Source organism: Bordetella petrii (assembly GCF_000067205.1).
Taxonomy (GTDB): domain Bacteria; phylum Pseudomonadota; class Gammaproteobacteria; order Burkholderiales; family Burkholderiaceae_B; genus Bordetella_A; species Bordetella_A petrii.
The window spans coordinates 4638622-4654958 of sequence record NC_010170.1 but is presented as its reverse complement, the minus strand read 5'-3'; the positions used below and the strand labels follow the sequence as shown (position 1 = coordinate 4654958).

Genomic DNA, 16337 nt, shown 5'->3' with positions numbered 1-16337 from the left:
CTAGACCCCCAGACCCAGCGCCAGTACGGCCGCCGCGATGATGACGGCCCGGCGCATCATGCACCAGCAGGCCACGGTCCAGGCGATGCCGTCAGTGCTACCTTGCCGGGCGGCGGCCTGGGCGGCCTCCACCACCGCGCCGGGGCGGGCATAACAAAAGATGCCTCGGTCGATCCAGTAGCCCAGGTACGCGCCCAGGCACAGCTTGGACAGGCTCCAGATCAGCAAACCCAGCTGGTGTGGCGCGATGACGCCCACCACGGTGGTGGTCAGCAGGGCGCCCAGCAGCCAGGGCCACAGGCGCAGACGGTCGAAGAAGGTATGTTTTTTCATGCCCCGCAGTGTGCGGGGATGGGCGGCTGCGGATTAGGTGAAGCGGTTCACCCGTGCAGCACTAAGGCAGGCAGGCGACAGGGTAGCGCGTGCGGACGAAAACGTCTAGAACAGCCAGAACTGCGAGACGGCAGCCGAGTCCTGCCCAACGCCGGCATCGTCCTGGTCGCCGTTGGCCAGGATGGTATAGACCTGCCGCATGGTCAGGCGATAGCGCAGCGCCAAGTCGCGGATGGGAGCGCCGGCCCGGCGCTCGGCGCGGATGCGGCGGTCGCGGACCACGCGCATGCCCACCAGGCAGCGCGGCACGTCCAGCGTGTCTGTGCCGAAACGCTCGGCCAGGGCCTGCGCCGCGTCCAGCCCCATCCATTGGGCCAGCAGGTGTTCGCCGTCGATGCGCTCGGGCACGTACACGCGCGTGCCGCCAGCGTGCTCGACCAGCGCCATGGCTGGCGCCATGCCGACGGCGTCGATGACCTCGGCCAGCGATTGCGGCAGCAGGTCGGCCTCGATGTAGTAGCGGTCAGCCATGGCGCACCGTCTTTCTGGCGGCTAGGCGGGCGACCAGTTCGCGCAGCCGGCGGCTGTTCTGCTCACGCTCGGCCGGAGACACCCGGGGCGCGGCCAGCTTCTTGGGTTCGGGGCGCGCCGGCAGCAACTCCAGCACGGCGCGCGGCGCGGGCCAGCGGTCCACCTGGCGCGTCAAGCGCAGGAACGCCTCGGCCAGCCGCGGCGCGTCCAGATCCTGCTGCCAGGCCACATTGGCCGACCACAGCGCGCGCACCCACACGTCCTCGGTGTAGGAAATGACCTCATGGCTGGGCGCGCCGGGCAGGTGCAGGACCACCAGTGCGGCCAGGCCGGTGCTGATTGACCGATAGAACCACTCGGGCACGGCGGCCTGGTCAGCCATGCCCCCTCCTGCCCAGCGCCGCCAGGGCGGCCGCCGTCTTGCTGGCCGGGCGCCCCGGGGGGGCCGCCTCGCGCAGCGGCTGCACGACGCCGGCGCCGCGTGCCTGCTGCGACTCGACCACGCGCTTGAGGTAGTTGTGGTTCTTCAGCGGCCGGGAGTCCTCGCCCGTGTCGCGCTTGGCCCGGATGGCTTCGACCGTCTCGGACAGCGCCACGCCGACCAGCAGCGTGTCCTGGTGCATGGCCAGGACTTCGCGCGACAGGCGCAGCTGGCGCTCGTAGGCGGTTGCCCGCGAAGGGCCGCGAAACAGGCCCACGTAGGCCACCAGCGGCCGGGACACTTCGCGCGGCAGGTCGGCCAGCATGCCCATCAACTCGCGCAGCGCCTCGTCCTCGGTGGCGTGTTCCAGGCTGAAGGCGGCATGACAGCAGGGGCAACGGATGTCAGTGTTGGCCATCGTTTAAATCCTGTTTATCGGCCCTTGAACGGGACGACGTTTTCGAGTTCACGTTGATCGCGGCCGCTGGCGCGGAACTCCTGCCACAGCACCAGGTGGCCCGGGCAGTAGTGAACGTTTGGGGCTACCTCGTAGGCATGGCTGTCACACAGCGGCAGGTCGCACGTCTTGCCCTCGCCGACGGGGTAATCGCACAGGTTCGTGCCGACGTCGCCGCATTTCTCGGCTGCGCAGTGCGGCCCCAGCTTGCCGCACAGGAAGAATTTGTCGCCGCTGGACGTCAGGCCGGTATAGCAAGGCATCAGCGCACCTTCCTATCCAGATCGGCCACTAGGCGGCGCAGCGTGGCCCGCTGCCGCATCCACCCGGCACTCAGCAGGCGCTGTTCGGCCAGGGCTTCGCGGGTCATGCCCAGGACCGCCAGGCGCTCGTCCAGCGCCTGCAGCAGGCCGCGCTTTTCCTGTTCGACGTGCAGCGCCGCGATGACGCCGCGCAAATCCTCTTGCTTGCGCAGCCAAGCCACGCGCTCGATGCCGGTCTGCTGGCGGGCGATGGTGTCGGCGTAGGACCAGGGCAGCTTCATGTCGGCCAGGTACGCCTCGATCTTCTGCAGCATGGCCTCGCGGTCCAGGTTGTGCGGAGTGCCGGGATGCTGCGCCACGCGCTTGCGCGGCGCAGCCTGGGCGCCGGCCCGGCGCAGATGATCAAGCACGCGGGCGCGGCCGGCCGCGTCCAGTTCGCCCGCCGAAGTCCTGCCGCCGTGCTGCAGCAGCATGGCCCGGTAGTCGCTGTTCGGGTTCGGGTCGGTCGTGTCCATGCCCAGCGCCTTGGCGGCCATGTGGATCTTGGCCAGCTCGGCGCGGCAGCGGGCGCAGCCGGGTTTCGTCGCCTTGCGCGCCGTCATGAATGCACCTCCATGGTCTGTGCGCGCGACGTGCGAGCCTTGAACACCACGCTATCGCAATAACCTCGGCCGTTGCTCTTGCCGCACCACGCAAGCCAGTCGGCCAGGGCCTTGCCGGCGACGTTTTGCGACTCGGCCTCGGGCACGCCGGGCACCAACAGCCGGCCATCGTAGGCATGCCTGGCCAGAACCGAAACGCACGCCTCCAGCGCGTGGGCCGGCCCCTCGGCGATCACGATGGCACCGCTTCCGTCCTCGCCATCCTTGGGCGGCGTGGCGCCGAACTCGATCAAGCCGGACGCCCAGCACCAGGCGTACATCGGGGTCATGTCGCAGTAATTCCTGCAGGCGCATTTCGGGCAGATCGACACGGTCATACCGTCGGTCAGCGGCTTGCTCAGGCGTTGCTCGGTGGTATGGCGGTGCCGGCACCGCGTGCATTTGATTTCCATGGTCATGCCTCCCCAGCCATCAGCGTGGTGCTGATCGGTTCGCCGAGCACCCACAGGAAGCAGCAGAAGTTGGCCACGTCGCACGGGTCGCCCTTCTCGACGTGCGCGCGGAGCATCTGCGATAGGACGGCCGGGTCGCGCTGTTCCCAACCGCCACGCCCTTGGATGCGTGCTGCGGCTAGCTTTTGCTTCATAGCTGCTGCGAACACATCGACGGCCACATCGTCGGTATGAGCCAAAGGGGACGCACGGGTCTCGGTCGAAATGGGAACGTTAGGTTCCAGACCAAGCTCAGGGCCATTGTGATAGTCGTAGGCCATCGCACCAGAAGTGCCGGACGACTTTGTTTCGCCCGCAATGCGCTGGATTTCAGCCAGGCAATCGGCTTTGCTGATCGGGCTGCCCGGCACGTTGTAAGCGGCCAGGGCAGCGCGGATGCGTTGAATCTGAGTGTCCATGCCTTACTCCTTCAAGGTTGAACTGCGCCGCCGTCCACAGACTGCGCTGGGCGTTCGGCCGTGACGCCGATGGCCTGTACGGTGACGACGCTGTTGTTTGAGCAAAAGTGCTTGAGCATCGAACGCGCCGAAGTCCAGTCCGGGCGATGGATAACAATCTTCCGATCAATTTGGTGCCGCCTGGCGGCGCGCTTGCCGAACCTGCGGATAAATTCGGCTCGATCCTTGGCGGAATAGAGGAACCGGCTTCCTTGTCGCATGAACCGGCGGCGCTCTTCGCAGTCGTTTATCAGCCACTCGCCGCGCATCCAGCCATTGACATAAACGCAGATGCGGAACGTCAACGCGCCAGCCCGGCGGACCGCTGCTGTAACCTCGTATCCGTCACACGTCAAGACGACGCGCCCCCATGGCCGCGACAGTTCATCGACGATGCTCTGGACCTGGTCCCTGGTCGGCTTGGCCAGGTCGGACGTGGCGGCCCTCATACCGCCGCCAGGTCCAGGGCGACCGCCTGGTACTGGTCGCCGTCGCCGATGCGCTTGTAGACGCGGATGTACACGGCCGTGCCAGCGGTCTGGATCGAGTCTTTCAGTGCCTCCATGGCGCGCAACCAGTCTTCGTCCTTGATCTCCAGGCGCAGCAATTCCAGCACGGCGGCGGTCTTGATCTGCCCCTTGCTGTCGGTGCGGAACGCCCGGTCCACCAGCACGCGGATGTTGGCGTTGGCTCCTTCGCTCCAGCGCGTGATGCACTGGTTGATGAGCGCCTTGGCCGCTTCAATTTCCTCCGTGAAGCGCACAAGCTCGGCGTAGCTGCGCTGCACCTTGTAGGCGCCGTCATAGGTCGTGGCCGTGACGTTGCCCTTCTCGCCGCCCAGCTTGACGCCGTAGCGGTCGCCGGCGATGGTCACCAGGTCGGCGATATCGCCCAGCGCCTTCTTCTTGAAGGCGCTCAGCCGCGCGCTCAGGTCTTCGGCGTCGGCGGCCAGTTCGCGCGCGACCTGGTCGCGCATCTTATCGTGCTCACGCACCTGGTCCTCGGGGACCAGGTGGCCGGCCGCATTGCGCATGTAGCCGGGGGGGATGGTGGTGTCGGTAGTCCTCATGGTTACTCCTTGGATGTAGCTGTGGTTGTCAGCAGATGCGTCGGGCGTGCGCAGGGCGGGCCGCGTTCTGCGCGCCGGGCCGGCAGCTGGGGCACTCGCCTGCGACCAGGTGGTGGTCCAGCTGCCCGCACCATTCGCAGACGCCGATCTCGACGGGGCAATAGGCGCGGCCCTCGGGTACGGTGTCGGCCACCACCGCCACCCGGCCGGCCTGCCCCAGCTGCTTCAGGGTGGCGCGCACCAGGTACAGCGGCAGCCCCAGGTCGCGCGCCAGGTGCATAGCGGTGGTTGGCTCACGGCGGCGTGCCAGGTGCTCAATGACCAGGCGCACCAGATCATCCAGTTGCATGGCGGCAGTGACCACAGCCAGGGTCGCGCGCGAGCGGGTGGCCGGGCCGTTCATGCCTTAACCTTCCGAGTAAAGAAGCTGAAGAACGTGCGGCGGTGATGGCGCCGGTGCCGCAGCACTTCGATAGCTGCGCCGTTGCGCCTGGGCAAGTGCTCGATTTCCTGCTCGGCGCGCGCGGCTTCGGCGTCCATCTGCTGCTGCACCCGCAGTTGTGCCGGCAGCGGCGGGAACGGCTCGAACTCCAGCCGGTCGTAGTGGGCCGGGTTGGCCAGGTATTGCTCCAGCGTGACGCCGTGCCGCTTCAGCTGCATGGCGACATAGCGGTCGGCGTAGTGACTCAAGTAGGCATCGCTGTAGATGGTCATGAACGCTCCCCCTGTGCCAACTCGTCGATCCAGTCGTTGATCATCTTTTCGATCATGTCGGCCTCGGTCCAGTCGCCTGCCCGCGCTCGGGCGAGCCGTTCTTTCATTTCGACGAGAAACGCCATGTCCATATCTCGCCGATCCTGTTGCTGTAGCCTCATTTCGGGACCTCCTCGCGCTGGGCGCGCTTGCGTGCTTTCTTGCCGGTTTCCCGCTGCGTGTGGGAATCGCCGGCAGGTCGATGGACCGCTCCGGCCACCCACACGATGGGCGTTTGACCGTCGAACAGATCGGGGTGCAGCGGGCCATGCTCGACCCGCTCAGGTTGATCGGTGACCCGGCTCACGACTCACCGCCCAAGTCTTGCCAGGCATCGCGCACATGCTCGGCGGTCGGCCGGGCTGCGCCGGACGTGGCGGCGAACATGCTGGCCAGGCGCAGCGTCTGCGACAGGCCGCGCAGCGCGCCGGGGCGCCGGCCTATGCCAAGGCACAGTTGGCGCGCTTCCGCGTCCTCGATGCGCCAAGCGTCCAGCAGGGTCAACACGTCGGCATCTTTGGCGCGCGACAGACGCACGCGCTTGGCTACGCGGCTGAACAGCTGCGCAAAGCCCACCGAGCGCTGGCCACCGGTCAGTTGGCTGTACACGATCTCGTTGCCGACCAACGCCAAGCCGATGCCGGCCGCGTCGTGGATGGACCGCACTGCATCCAGCGCGCGGTGCGTCAGGTGCTGCGCTTCGTCGATGATCAGCAGGCCGCGCGTCTCGCGCACGCGCTCGATGATGTTGGCCTCGATCACATGCACCGCGCCGGTGGTGCGGATGCCAAGGGTCTGGGCGATGCGCGTCAGGATCGGTCCAGGTGCGGACACGGCCGGAGAGGCTGTCACGATCCACACATTCGGCGCACGGCGCTGGTACTGCGCCAGCGTGCTGGATTTGCCAACGCCCGCCCCGCCGTAGATCACCGATACGGCCTCCGCCATTTGCGAAAACGACAGAGCCGACAGCACGGCGCGCGCCGTCGGTGTTTCGACCCAACCGGGTGCGGCCGGCAGCGTTGCCGCTACGGCCGCAGCAGCCTGGCGGCTTTCCAGCCAGCGGCGGATGTCCGCCTCGATGGCGCCCACGTTGCCGGTGTAGACACTGTTCAGCCATTGGCTAAGGCGTGCCTTCCCGATGCCCGTCAGTCCGCTCACCTGAGCCTGGGTCAGGCCCTCGGCGTCCATGATTGCCTTGACCTCGCCGATCAGCACCGCGTCATGCGCAGCGCGTCGGGCGGATTCCAGTTGCGTCACTTTATCGTCCATCTGCTATGCTCCTGTTTGCTGGTTGATGGGCCGTATGGCCCGTTGCTACACGCCCCGCGAAGCGCCTACTTCGCGGGGTTTTTTCATACCTGGCCCTGTTTCCATTTCTCCATCTGACCAAGGATGAAATCGTCGAAGCGGTGCCGTTCGGCCGGCATCTCGCCGTCGGCCTCTGGCACCACATCGCTGTTGGCCACCTTCTTGGCCGGCGCCTTCCAGGCGCCGCGCACCACATTGGTCTGCATTGGCGTCGCGGGGTCCGGTTGGGGATCGGGCATGTAGTCGGCCGCCTCAATGGCCGACATGCGGATCTCGGCGTCCGCCATCTGCTTGGCCGCCTTCAGGCGCTGCTTGTGCTGGCGCCTCCATTCGCGGCCCGCGCTGGTGTCACCAAAGCCGGCAGCGATCATGCAATCGGCCTGGCCGATGTAACGGCCATCCAGCTGGTACAGGTGTACGCATTCGTGCAAGCTGTCCGGGTCGAAGCGCACCACCACCTTGCGGCCGACGTGCTCGATCAGCGCGTCGCAGGTGTAGCGGTTGCGGCCGCTCGGTCCCTTGCCGATGGCCAGCGCCACGCTGGCATCGCGCTGCACCGTCACCGCTTCGGCCGACAGCATCCACATGCGGCGCTGTGCATCAGTCGCACGGCGGATCAGGTGCGCGCTGCGCTCGTAGCTGACGCGGAATGCTTGCTCATAGGACAACTCGCCGGCGCATACCTCGGTACGCCGGCCGGTGCGGGCGTTCCAGGCTTCGATCTCGCTGCGCAGCACGTGCACGAACACGTCCCACTCAACCGCCGTCGACTGGTAGTTCTCGGGCTTGGCCATGACGTTGGGGCCGGTGTAGGCACCGGAAAACTTGGGATGCTTGTCCACGTACTCCCCCAGGCCGCCCACGCCGAAGGCGCGCTCGACTGGCTTGGCCTGGCCATGGCCTTTACCGTTATGTACGCTGGTCCAGTGCAGCTTGATGCCCAGCTGCGGCATCAAGCCCACGGGGTCCTCTTCCTTGACCTTGAAGCGGTAGCGCGTCTGGACACCAGCGGTCAACCACTTGTTGGCCGCCGCGCGGGTGTTGTCGATAGTGGCGTGTTCGGGTATGCCGTAGCGTTCGATCACGTCGCCCAGGGCCAGGCGGATCATGTCGCTATGCTCGGTTCGGTCGGTGCGGTAGCCCACGATGCGGCGGCTGTAAACGTCCTGCCAGAACCAGGTCTTGGGGCGTCCGATGCTGCCGTCCGGGAATTGGACGAATACGTTGTGCTGGTACCCGTCGCCATTGATCCAGGCCATCGCGTACAGGTCGCGCACAGTGCGCTGCTGCGACGGATACAGGCGCATCATGGCGTGTTCGCCCTCGCGCTGCAGGACGCGCAGCGTGCGGGGTATCTCGTTCGCCCAGCGCGTGACGGTGCGCTGGCTGGGCACCACCCAGCCATGCTCACGCGCGGCGCGCACCATGCGGTCATAGGCGGTAGCAATGGACGGCGCCTCGGGGCGCAGCCATTCGGCTTTGAAGAAGTCCCACGCTCGCTCGTCGCACTCCGCCTTCACGGTGCGGCCGGTATAGGCCGGTACCAGCGCGGCCAGCCAGTCGGCCGCATTCAGGCCTGACACCAACTTGGCCCACCGATAGAGCGTGGCGCGCGATTCCCCGAATGCCTTTGCCGTTTCCTCTAGAGCCCGCGACCGGCCAGTGCCGGCAGTCACCAGGTGCTCGACAGCCTGCAACGCCGACAGACGGCGAGCAGCTTCATCTTTCAAAGTTTGCGGCCGACGTTCGTAGGCCTCCCACAGGCCGGCGCGGTCGGGCGCGGCGGGCGCTGGGCGTGCAGGGGCTGCAGGAGTTGTCCGCTTGAGCAGCGCTGCCTGAGTCTCAACGGGCAAAGAAGCGAACGCATATTCGCGGCCACCGCCTCGGCCTGCACGCGGGCGGCTCTGCCAGGCACTCGTCTTGGCCCGGTGGTTGATCCCTTGTACGGTCGCGGGCATCGCAGGGAGGCCGGCAAGCTCTTGCGCAGCAAACCAGTCCTGTGTCATGCCTCATCCTCCCCGCTGAACAGATCCAGTTCGGGGGCGGCATGCTTGCGGACATTCTCGCGGTGGCCAGCCAATTGCGCCATGGCCAGCGTCACGCCCTGCAGGACATCCTCGGGCTTGGCGTCGTCTCGATAGAATCGCGTCAGCAGGGATACGGCAGTGTTGAGGGCATTCTGCAGATCGAGCAGGTCGCTTTCGCCAGCGGCCCGGCCGGCCGGAATGTCAATCACCAGTTTTTGGGCGCTAACCGCGATGTACTGCGTAACAAATGTGGAGTCGCAGGCGAACTCGAAGGGGCGGATGCGCTTGCTGGGAATGGACCCCTCGCTCATCCATTTGTAGATGACCCATTCAGATACACCGTTAAGCTCGGCTACGCGGGCCACTGATCGATTGTGCTTGTGCAAGGCGTAGTCAAGGCAGAGGCGGATAGCCTCCTGCATCGTCGATGCTTGGCGCGGCTTCCAGCGGCGGCGGCTCATCTGCACCCCCTTGTGCCGTGCATATTCCAAACGCCACGAGCCTTTGCATCTAGTGCGATCCCTGTGAGCGCTTTAATCTGTCCGCTTTTCCGCCACCGGAGCCTGTTCATGCACATACGGCCTCCTGCTCTAACGCCTTTTCACTGGCAATTCGGATGGGATCGCTATACTTTTCGATGTAGCGGCTCGGCCAGATTTCGGCCGGGCTTCGGCCTATGGCACTGGCAATGATTCGCTCTCCCTTGGGCCAAGGGCGCATAAGGGGAATGGTTAAGGTCGTCGGAGATGAATAGCCGTGGTGCTTCGCCAGTCGGCGTAGCGACCACCCGGCCTTTTCCAGCGCGGCCTTAATGTCGGCGCGATGCCAGTCCTTTAGGGCCGTTTTTTTTGCCGTGCGTTGTTTAGTCATGACGGCATTCTAGCTCGATTGAGCTAGATGAACAAGCTCTTTAGAGCTTTCAAGTTTCATGCGCCCGCTTAAGCGCGGCGGATGCAGTAAAACTTTTTAAATATCAGGTAGTTAGGTGAAAGATGAAAGCCGCAAGAATAGATGAATCCGTCCTTTCAGGTTCTTCCTCTGAACCTGAAAATAGCTTTATAGGGCGGATGAACACATGCGCAGCCAGGGCGGGAAGCGTTTCTGCGCTAGCCCGCAAGGCGGGCATTTCGCAGAGCGGCATCAGGAGGTACTTTGCTGGAGGGGAGCCGACCAGGCCGCATCTGGTGGCCATTGCGTCGGCAGCCGAAGTAAGCCTTATTTGGCTGGCCACGGGCTCCGGAGAACCTGGCGAATCGACGCCCAACACCGACGGCGGGATCGATTTGGACCTGCTGGAACGCGTGGCGCGCACCACTTTCGAGGAACTACAGCGACGGGGAATCGGCTTAGATCCCGCTGGCCAAGCTCGGCTAATTCGTGTGCTTTATCGCCACTTTTCCAGCCGACATGAGCAGCCAGATCACGTTACAGTAAGCAATATTATCGATTTAGCTGCTTACAGGTAGCGTGCTTAGGCCGGGAGACATATGAGCGAGGATAGCCAGCTGGACGAGGAAATCCGGCAAATCTTGGATAGGGGGCAATATCGAGCCGGTGGGCGCCTCGTTCAGAGCAACATCATCATTGGCAATCGCGGGGTGGTGATCATCGGCGGCGACGGCAGCGTCCAGCAGGCGCCCTCACTGGATCAGCGGGATGACGCGGCCACGAAGTGCCACGCGTCCGGGTAGGGGCCTAAACGCGCCTTAATGTAGGTTTCTGGGCCATTGAGCGCCGGCCTCAATAAACGCCGGCGTTCTCGCTGGCTGCATGTCGCATATCATCTGGCTTGTACAGCCGTATGGCGCGGCCAGGTCGCAAACCATCACCGCATGCCATGCGCTCCTGGCACCTAGCAAGTTGCTTTGTTTCTCGGGGGCTTAACCCGCTTCAGCCCACCCCAACCCATATAGACCCGCCTGTCTCATTCCTTCTGTCCCCCCACACCGGCGCTGCCGAAAGGGTTCGCCATTTCGGCAGCGCGGCGGGCGGCGTAGGCCGCCGGGTCGTTGGCGAGTTGGCGGCGGTCGGCCGCCGGCAGCATCGCCAGGCGCGCGGCAAGCAAAGATTGGCGTACTGCGGACAGATCTACATGAACTCGCAGGCGCACGTCATCGAAACGTCTGCTGCCGCTTAGCCGGTTCGTCACCGATTCAGCCAACGCCACGGCTTGTTTGCGGTCCGAGTGGCCGACCAGCACCACCACTTGTCGCGACAGCGGCAAGTCGACGCGCTTCTGTGCCAAGGTGCGCAGCGGATCGGACGTAGTGCGCGGCGCCAGCGCCATCAGGTCGGAAGTGACCGGCAAGCCGTGCCGACACTGCCAGCCCAGCAGTGCCACCAGCAGCGCGATTGCCAGCCAGGCCGCGCGGCGCAGGTGCTTTTCAGTTGGCGAAGGCGCGCAGTTCATCGCTGTTCAGGGTAGAAAACGCCTGGACGTCATCCATGCGCAGCACGGTGCTGTCGCCTTGGGTTTCGCGCAGTTCGATCCTGCGCACCAGCGCGCCGCCACGAATCTCGATTTCAGTGAAGATCTGGCGAACGATGGCCGAGTTGGGCGCCATGTGCAAGCGCCAATCGTCCGCGTTGCCTTCCAGGCGCAGATCGAAATTCTCGGCCAGGCCGACCGTGTCTCCGCTCAGCAAGGCAAGAAACATATGGCTTTCTCGGCTGTTCCCCTGGGGGGAGTTCAGCCAGGTTCCATCGGCCTGTTCGCGGGCGATGCCCTGCGTGGTGATGCGCAGCGTTTGCTGTAGCGGACTACGCAGTTGCCACAGCACGCCGTAGCCCGCGGCCAACACGAACGTCCCGCGCGATACCAGGGGTTGAGGCAGCGCACGCAGGTGCTTTTCCTGAACGAAAGTGCCGCGCACCACCGGGGCCGCGGTCAAGGTTGACCGCAGTTGGTCGAGCTCGAAAGCCAGGCCGGTCGCGGGAAGCTGCATGCACAACGCCAGCGCGACCAAGCGCAGTAGATGGTGAAGAAAGTGGCGCGTTGTAGTCATGTGCGCGCCCTCAGTTGGGCCAGGCGGGCGGCGATGATAGCGCGCATCGCCTCGGGCGAGTTCAGCTGCATTTCGCGCGTGGCGATTTTCACCGCCACCTGCACCGAGCTGGCGCGGGTGACGCGCTGGCCAGTGTCGGCATCGGTGATGAGGTAATGAATTTTCAGGCGGTTTTCCCATTCGACCAGATCGGCGCGCACGTAAAGCCGCTGGCCAAAAACGGCGGGCTGCACATAGCGCAGCTGCAGGTCGACCACGGGCCAAGCGTAGCCCGAGTCCAGCATGGCGGGGTAGTCATAGCCCAGCTCGGCCAACAGTGCGCAGCGGGCCTGTTCCAGGTACTTTACGTAGTGGCCGTGCCATACGACCTGCATCATGTCGACGTCGAAGAACGGCACTACGACTTCAACTTGCACACTATGAACGCCGCGGCCGCGCATCATCGCTCCAGAAAGGGTAGAAGTTGAACCACTGCAGCGGCGCGCGGGCACAGCTGGCAGCCAGATGTTCGGCGTAGGCCTGTGCCCAGCGCGCGACTTCCTGCGCCCGAGTGGCGCGAGTCCAGCGGACTCGTTCGGTCAGCCGGGTGATGTTGATGCGGTGGCGGCCCTGGTGGCGGGTGCAGTCCAGAATGTTCACGGGGCAGCCCAGCAGGCCGGCCAGCAACCAAGGCCCTTGCGGAAACGGTGCGCGAGCGCCGAGAAAATCCACCTCCACGGTGCGTTCGCCAGACAACGGCACGCGGTCGCCCGCAATGGCGATCCATTCGCCGCGCTCCAGCGCCTGCGCCAGTTCCATCATTCGTCCCGCATCCAGTTCGCTGACTTGAATAAGGCGTAGATGCGTGGAACCGGCATCGCCGAGCAATCGGTTGAATGCCTGCGCGTGCTTGTTGTGCACCAGCACATTAAGCTTGAGTTTCTGTTCGCGTTCGGCCAGGGCGCGGCAGAGTTCAATATTGCCCAGGTGCGCGCCCACCAGTAGCTGGCCGCTGCCGCCGCGCATCTGCTCGTGGAGCCCGTCCGGGTCGATCAGATCGACGTCCGACATGCGGATTTTGTCCTGCCATACATCCAGCTTGTCGAGCAGCGCGGTGGCAAATGCCAGGTACTGGCGATACACCGGCGCATGGCGCGGCAGTTCCGTGCCGGGAGAAGCGGCGGCTAGCCGCCGCTGGTACAGCGCGATGCTGCGGCGAGCGTGCGAGCCGGTCAGGTAGAAGTACAGCACTACCAGCCATACCAGCGGCGCCATCGCGCGGCGCCCCAGCCGGCGCGCAATGGCTGCCGTCAGGCGCATCAGCAGCGGGCTGCCACGCTCGGGCTGATCTGCCCAGTGCGAGGAACGGGAAGCGGTGGCGGGCTTCATGCCGTGGCCCTGAAACGACGCCGCAGCAAGCGGGGCGCGCGCAGCAGCATGCCGAAGAACAGCCGTGCGTGCATACGACTGATCAGCACGTTATCGGCCAACCCGCGGAAATGGGAAATACCGTCTTGCGGGTACCTTATGCGGGTGGGAATCCAGTGCATTGGCACGTTGGCCCAATGCAGCCGCACCAGCACCGCGATGTCGAATTCCATGTGATACCCGGTGCCGTCCAGCAAGGGCAGCACGGGGGCGAGCGGGTAGACGCGCAAGCCGCACATGGCATCGGGAATGTCGCGTGACAGGGTGTTTATCCAGACCCAGATGCGGGTGAGCCAGCGGCCATAAAGCCGCGCGCGCGGGGCGTCGTCGCCGTAGATGGGCTGCCCGCCTACCAGCGCGCGCGGTTCGGCGCGGGCCCGGTCGACCAGATGCCGCACCGCATCCAGGTCGTGCTGACCGTCGGCGTCGATTTGCAGGGCGTGGGTATAGCCCGCGGCGGCGGCTGCGCGCAGGCCGTCGTGCATGGCGGCGCCTTTGCCGCCGTTGACGTTGCGCCGCAAAAGGGTGACTCCTGGTCCGGCCAGCGTGTCGAGCACGGCGGCGCAATCGGCATGCGAACCGTCGTCGACGAGTATGCAGGGCAGATTTAGCGCGCGCAGCGCTTGCACCACGGCGCCAATGGTGGCGCCGTGGTTGTAGACCGGAATCAGCGCGCAGGGTTCAAACGGGTTGAGGCTCATTGGGTGCGCACACGAAGCGGCCAGACGAGCAGGGCTCGCCAGCAAGGTGATAATTGAAATTGAGTTTGTTGCGGGCTTCGTTCCAACGCAGAGTAAGCGTGACCTGATCGCCCGGGCGCATCAGGCGCTGGAATTTCAGGTTCTCGATGGTCGCCGCTTGCAAACCAGGGCTGAGGTGACGCTGGGCCTGCGCCAGCGCCCATTCAATTTGCACGACGCCAGGCACGACCGGCGCCGCCGGGAAATGGCCCAGAAACACGGGCAGGTCGAGCGGTACGTCGAACGCTGTCTGCACGGCGTCGCCATCGACGGGGTGCGGCGCTTCGAACCGGGGATGGCTCGGGCGTGGGCCGGCCAGCTCGATGAACTGCGCGTGGGTCAGCTTGCCCTGGGCGTTCCAGGGAAGCTGCCGCAACAAGCGCCAGGAACGCGGCACCGCGAGCGGCGCGATGCGCTCACGCAGGTGTGCACGCAAATCGTCGATCAGCGCTTTTCGGCCGCCGTTGCGCAGCGCGTGCAAGCCCTTAGCTGAAAGCGCGATCAGAGCCGTCAGCCGGATTTGCCCCGGCGCCAGTCCAGCGCGCGCTTCTGCCACATGCGGATGGGCTTCCAGCGCCTGCTCGACCTCGGCCAGGCTGATGCGCTTCTCTTCGAGTTTGATGATGCGATCCAGGCGGCCGTGCAACTGCAATCCGGTGGCTGTCAGGGTGGCGGCGTCGGCCGTCTGCTCGCGCCCGGCGGTCCATGGCGATTCAAGCCACAGCGCGCCTTGCGCGTCCAGGCCTGCCTGCATGCCGGGCAACAGGCGCCATTCCTGGTTGCCCTGCCGGATGGCCGCTGCGCCTGTCTCGGAACTGCCATAGATTTCAGTGGGACGGCAGCCGCTGGCCGCCGCGATCTGGTCGGAAATGCTCAACGGCAGTGGCCCGCCGGCTGTGTAGATTGCCGCGAGCCGGCCACGCAGTGCAGGCCAGTCGATGCGGCGTTCCACGCGACGCAGCAGCGCCGGGCTGGTGATCCACATGAAGCGCGGATGAGCCAGGCTGGCGTCGGCCAGTTCTTCGGGGTAGTGGCGCTGCGGGCGGTCAATCAGGTGCCCGGCGCACAGCGGCCACAGCACGCGGAATGGCAGCCCGAACATATGGTGCGGTCCGACGCTGCCAAGCACGCACAGCGTTTCGTCGCCCGGCAGGTGGCGGGCGAGCGCGCGGATTTCGCCGGCCAGCTGGCGCCATTGTTTGATGACAGCTTTAGGTGCGCCGCTGGAGCCAGAGGTGTACAGCACTACTGCCGCGTGGGTCTCGTCGAGCACGCAGGCGGGCAGCGGCGCTGCATTCATCGAGGCTGGGCAATGGACACGCGGCGCTGCCAGCGGCAGAGCCGCGTCGGATAGCCAGAGATCGACATCGGTGTCCAGGCGCGCGCATGTTTGCGCCAGCACGTCGCCAGGAATATGCGCTACCACGTCGGCGCGCCAACACGCATACAGCGCCACGGCCAGTTCCAGCGCATCGTCGAACCAGAGCGCAGCATTACGCGTGCCGCGCTCACGCAGGGCGCCAGCCAGGCACAACACCCGTTGGCTGAACCCGGCGCTGTCCAGCGCGGGACTGTTCGACAGTTTCCGGCCGCTTACCGGCAAGAGCAGCCTGGTGGGGTCGATCCACTGGGACGCGTTCATGGCGGGGTGCCTACCGGGCCGGCAGTCATGCGGGGGCGTACCAACCATTCACCGGCCAGCAGCATGCCGATGAGCGCATAGCTGATCGCCCCGTTGTACCAGGTCCAGGCCCGCCACGAACCCCACACTCCCAGCGCCGCCGCAATCAAGCCGTTGACGAGGAAGAAGCCGCACCATACCTGCGTGACACGGCGGGTGTAGCGCACGCCTTCCGGCGGCAGGCAGGGTTGCCGCAGCCGGGCCAGACGTTCGATCACCGGACGGCCGCGCACCAGGCTTACGCCAAAGGCCAGCAACAGCAGCGCGTTCATCATCACGGGATAGGCGCGCAGCGCTGACTCGGTATTGATGAGCGCTAAAGCGATGCAGCCGGCCAGCGCCAACGCAGGCAGCCATCGCCCGCCTGGTTGCGAGTCGGCCGGACGCAGCAGGGCGCGCGCCAGCCAGACGGCGCCGACCAGGCCCAGCAGCCAGCCCGTGGGCCAGCGGCCCAGGCTGGCGTGCACCGCGAAGGGATAGGCCGCGCTCAATAGCGCAAGCAGAAATCCCACCGCAGCTTTCATTGGGTCGCGCTCATTTTTTGCCATACTGCGTCGACTACGTCCTGCACTGTACGAACCGAGCGAAAATTCTCGGCCGCCAGCTTGTGGCCGGTCTGGCGCTTGATGTGGTCGATCAGGTCGATAGCGTCGATGCTGTCGATTTCCAGATCGGTATAGAGGTTGGCGGTGGGCGTGATGCGCTCTGGTTCCAGCTCGAACAGCTCGACCAGCGCGTCGCGCAGCACGGCAAAAATGTCTTCCCGGCTTTGCATAGGTAACTCCTGT

28 protein-coding genes are annotated in these 16337 nt (G+C 65.5%); 2 read left to right on the top strand and 26 right to left on the bottom strand.

Annotated elements, in window-relative coordinates:
- From BPET_RS22335 to BPET_RS26190, 18 genes are all read right to left on the bottom strand, one after another.
- Positions 1-333 carry a putative holin gene (locus BPET_RS22335; protein WP_012251230.1) on the bottom strand — a complete coding sequence of 111 codons (333 nt, stop codon included), beginning with the start codon at positions 331-333 and terminating at the stop codon, positions 1-3.
- Between the two features lie 105 nt (positions 334-438).
- Positions 439-864, bottom strand: a complete 426-nt coding sequence (locus BPET_RS22330; protein WP_012251229.1) for a Mor transcription activator family protein — start codon at positions 862-864, stop codon at positions 439-441.
- A complete protein-coding gene (locus BPET_RS22325) occupies positions 857-1246 on the bottom strand; it encodes a hypothetical protein (protein WP_012251228.1) in 390 nt (129 codons plus the stop codon). Before BPET_RS22325 ends, BPET_RS22330 begins: the two co-directional genes overlap by 8 nt.
- Positions 1239-1703, bottom strand: a complete 465-nt coding sequence (locus BPET_RS22320) for a hypothetical protein (RefSeq protein WP_012251227.1) — start codon at positions 1701-1703, stop codon at positions 1239-1241. The genes BPET_RS22325 and BPET_RS22320 overlap by 8 nt, the downstream gene beginning before the upstream one ends.
- A gap of 14 nt (positions 1704-1717) precedes the next feature.
- Positions 1718-2005, bottom strand: a complete 288-nt coding sequence (locus BPET_RS22315) for a hypothetical protein (RefSeq protein WP_012251226.1) — start codon at positions 2003-2005, stop codon at positions 1718-1720.
- A complete protein-coding gene (locus tag BPET_RS22310) occupies positions 2005-2607 on the bottom strand; it encodes a gp16 family protein (RefSeq protein WP_012251225.1) in 603 nt (200 codons plus the stop codon). The genes BPET_RS22315 and BPET_RS22310 overlap by 1 nt, the downstream gene beginning before the upstream one ends.
- Positions 2604-3065 carry a hypothetical protein gene (locus BPET_RS27210; RefSeq protein ID WP_197535832.1) on the bottom strand — a complete coding sequence of 154 codons (462 nt, stop codon included), beginning with the start codon at positions 3063-3065 and terminating at the stop codon, positions 2604-2606. The genes BPET_RS22310 and BPET_RS27210 overlap by 4 nt, the downstream gene beginning before the upstream one ends.
- Positions 3062-3517 carry a hypothetical protein gene (locus tag BPET_RS27415; RefSeq protein ID WP_012251223.1) on the bottom strand — a complete coding sequence of 152 codons (456 nt, stop codon included), beginning with the start codon at positions 3515-3517 and terminating at the stop codon, positions 3062-3064. Before BPET_RS27415 ends, BPET_RS27210 begins: the two co-directional genes overlap by 4 nt.
- A gap of 11 nt (positions 3518-3528) precedes the next feature.
- Complete coding sequence (locus BPET_RS25590) at positions 3529-4005, bottom strand: hypothetical protein (RefSeq protein ID WP_050978280.1); 477 nt, start codon at positions 4003-4005, stop codon at positions 3529-3531.
- Positions 4002-4625, bottom strand: coding sequence for a DUF3164 family protein (locus BPET_RS22290; protein ID WP_012251222.1), 624 nt, complete (start codon positions 4623-4625; stop codon positions 4002-4004). The genes BPET_RS25590 and BPET_RS22290 overlap by 4 nt, the downstream gene beginning before the upstream one ends.
- Positions 4626-4653: 28 nt before the next feature.
- Positions 4654-5028, bottom strand: a complete 375-nt coding sequence (locus tag BPET_RS22285; protein ID WP_012251221.1) for a hypothetical protein — start codon at positions 5026-5028, stop codon at positions 4654-4656.
- Entirely contained in the window at positions 5025-5339 is a 315-nt protein-coding gene (locus tag BPET_RS22280) for a hypothetical protein (protein ID WP_041863167.1), read from the bottom strand. The genes BPET_RS22285 and BPET_RS22280 overlap by 4 nt, the downstream gene beginning before the upstream one ends.
- Positions 5336-5500: a hypothetical protein gene (locus BPET_RS26975; RefSeq protein WP_158310097.1), complete on the bottom strand. Its 165-nt coding sequence runs from the start codon at positions 5498-5500 to the stop codon at positions 5336-5338. Before BPET_RS26975 ends, BPET_RS22280 begins: the two co-directional genes overlap by 4 nt.
- Complete coding sequence (locus BPET_RS26790) at positions 5497-5685, bottom strand: hypothetical protein (RefSeq protein ID WP_151208984.1); 189 nt, start codon at positions 5683-5685, stop codon at positions 5497-5499. Before BPET_RS26790 ends, BPET_RS26975 begins: the two co-directional genes overlap by 4 nt.
- Positions 5682-6650 (bottom strand): AAA family ATPase, encoded by a 969-nt coding sequence (locus tag BPET_RS22275; protein WP_012251219.1) that lies wholly within the window; start codon positions 6648-6650, stop codon positions 5682-5684. The genes BPET_RS26790 and BPET_RS22275 overlap by 4 nt, the downstream gene beginning before the upstream one ends.
- An 83-nt stretch (positions 6651-6733) precedes the next feature.
- The gene (locus BPET_RS22270; protein ID WP_407921192.1) at positions 6734-8647 is read right to left on the bottom strand and encodes a transposase domain-containing protein; all 1914 of its coding nucleotides are present in this window, start codon (positions 8645-8647) and stop codon (positions 6734-6736) included.
- 44 nt (positions 8648-8691) lie between these two features.
- Positions 8692-9177, bottom strand: coding sequence for a hypothetical protein (locus BPET_RS22265; protein ID WP_012251217.1), 486 nt, complete (start codon positions 9175-9177; stop codon positions 8692-8694).
- A 106-nt stretch (positions 9178-9283) separates the two neighbouring features.
- Positions 9284-9586 (bottom strand): helix-turn-helix domain-containing protein, encoded by a 303-nt coding sequence (locus BPET_RS26190; protein WP_012251216.1) that lies wholly within the window; start codon positions 9584-9586, stop codon positions 9284-9286.
- A 122-nt stretch (positions 9587-9708) separates the two neighbouring features.
- Between BPET_RS26190 and BPET_RS26185 the strand changes: the two genes are divergently transcribed.
- On the top strand, positions 9709-10182 hold the full coding sequence (locus tag BPET_RS26185; RefSeq protein WP_012251215.1) for a helix-turn-helix domain-containing protein: 474 nt from the start codon (positions 9709-9711) through the stop codon (positions 10180-10182).
- Between the two features lie 21 nt (positions 10183-10203).
- Positions 10204-10407 carry a hypothetical protein gene (locus BPET_RS22260; protein WP_041863166.1) on the top strand — a complete coding sequence of 68 codons (204 nt, stop codon included), beginning with the start codon at positions 10204-10206 and terminating at the stop codon, positions 10405-10407.
- Positions 10408-10640: 233 nt separating this feature from the next.
- Here the strand turns inward: BPET_RS22260 and BPET_RS22255 are convergent, their stop codons facing one another.
- From BPET_RS22255 to BPET_RS22220, 8 genes are read right to left on the bottom strand one after another with little or no spacing between them, the layout of a single operon-like run.
- Positions 10641-11126, bottom strand: a complete 486-nt coding sequence (locus tag BPET_RS22255; protein ID WP_012251214.1) for a hypothetical protein — start codon at positions 11124-11126, stop codon at positions 10641-10643.
- Positions 11101-11661 carry an outer membrane lipoprotein carrier protein LolA gene (locus BPET_RS22250; protein WP_231852633.1) on the bottom strand — a complete coding sequence of 187 codons (561 nt, stop codon included), beginning with the start codon at positions 11659-11661 and terminating at the stop codon, positions 11101-11103. Before BPET_RS22250 ends, BPET_RS22255 begins: the two co-directional genes overlap by 26 nt.
- Positions 11662-11717: 56 nt before the next feature.
- The gene (locus tag BPET_RS22245; RefSeq protein WP_012251212.1) at positions 11718-12161 is read right to left on the bottom strand and encodes an acyl-CoA thioesterase; all 444 of its coding nucleotides are present in this window, start codon (positions 12159-12161) and stop codon (positions 11718-11720) included.
- On the bottom strand, positions 12139-13089 hold the full coding sequence (locus BPET_RS22240) for an LpxL/LpxP family acyltransferase (protein WP_012251211.1): 951 nt from the start codon (positions 13087-13089) through the stop codon (positions 12139-12141). The genes BPET_RS22245 and BPET_RS22240 overlap by 23 nt, the downstream gene beginning before the upstream one ends.
- Positions 13086-13829, bottom strand: coding sequence for a glycosyltransferase family 2 protein (locus tag BPET_RS22235; protein WP_012251210.1), 744 nt, complete (start codon positions 13827-13829; stop codon positions 13086-13088). The genes BPET_RS22240 and BPET_RS22235 overlap by 4 nt, the downstream gene beginning before the upstream one ends.
- Positions 13810-15510 carry an AMP-binding protein gene (locus BPET_RS22230; protein ID WP_041863165.1) on the bottom strand — a complete coding sequence of 567 codons (1701 nt, stop codon included), beginning with the start codon at positions 15508-15510 and terminating at the stop codon, positions 13810-13812. Before BPET_RS22230 ends, BPET_RS22235 begins: the two co-directional genes overlap by 20 nt.
- Positions 15507-16073, bottom strand: coding sequence for a COG4648 family protein (locus tag BPET_RS22225; RefSeq protein ID WP_041863163.1), 567 nt, complete (start codon positions 16071-16073; stop codon positions 15507-15509). The genes BPET_RS22230 and BPET_RS22225 overlap by 4 nt, the downstream gene beginning before the upstream one ends.
- The gene (locus BPET_RS22220) at positions 16070-16324 is read right to left on the bottom strand and encodes an acyl carrier protein (RefSeq protein ID WP_012251207.1); all 255 of its coding nucleotides are present in this window, start codon (positions 16322-16324) and stop codon (positions 16070-16072) included. The genes BPET_RS22225 and BPET_RS22220 overlap by 4 nt, the downstream gene beginning before the upstream one ends.
- Between the last annotated feature and the right edge of the window lie 13 nt (positions 16325-16337).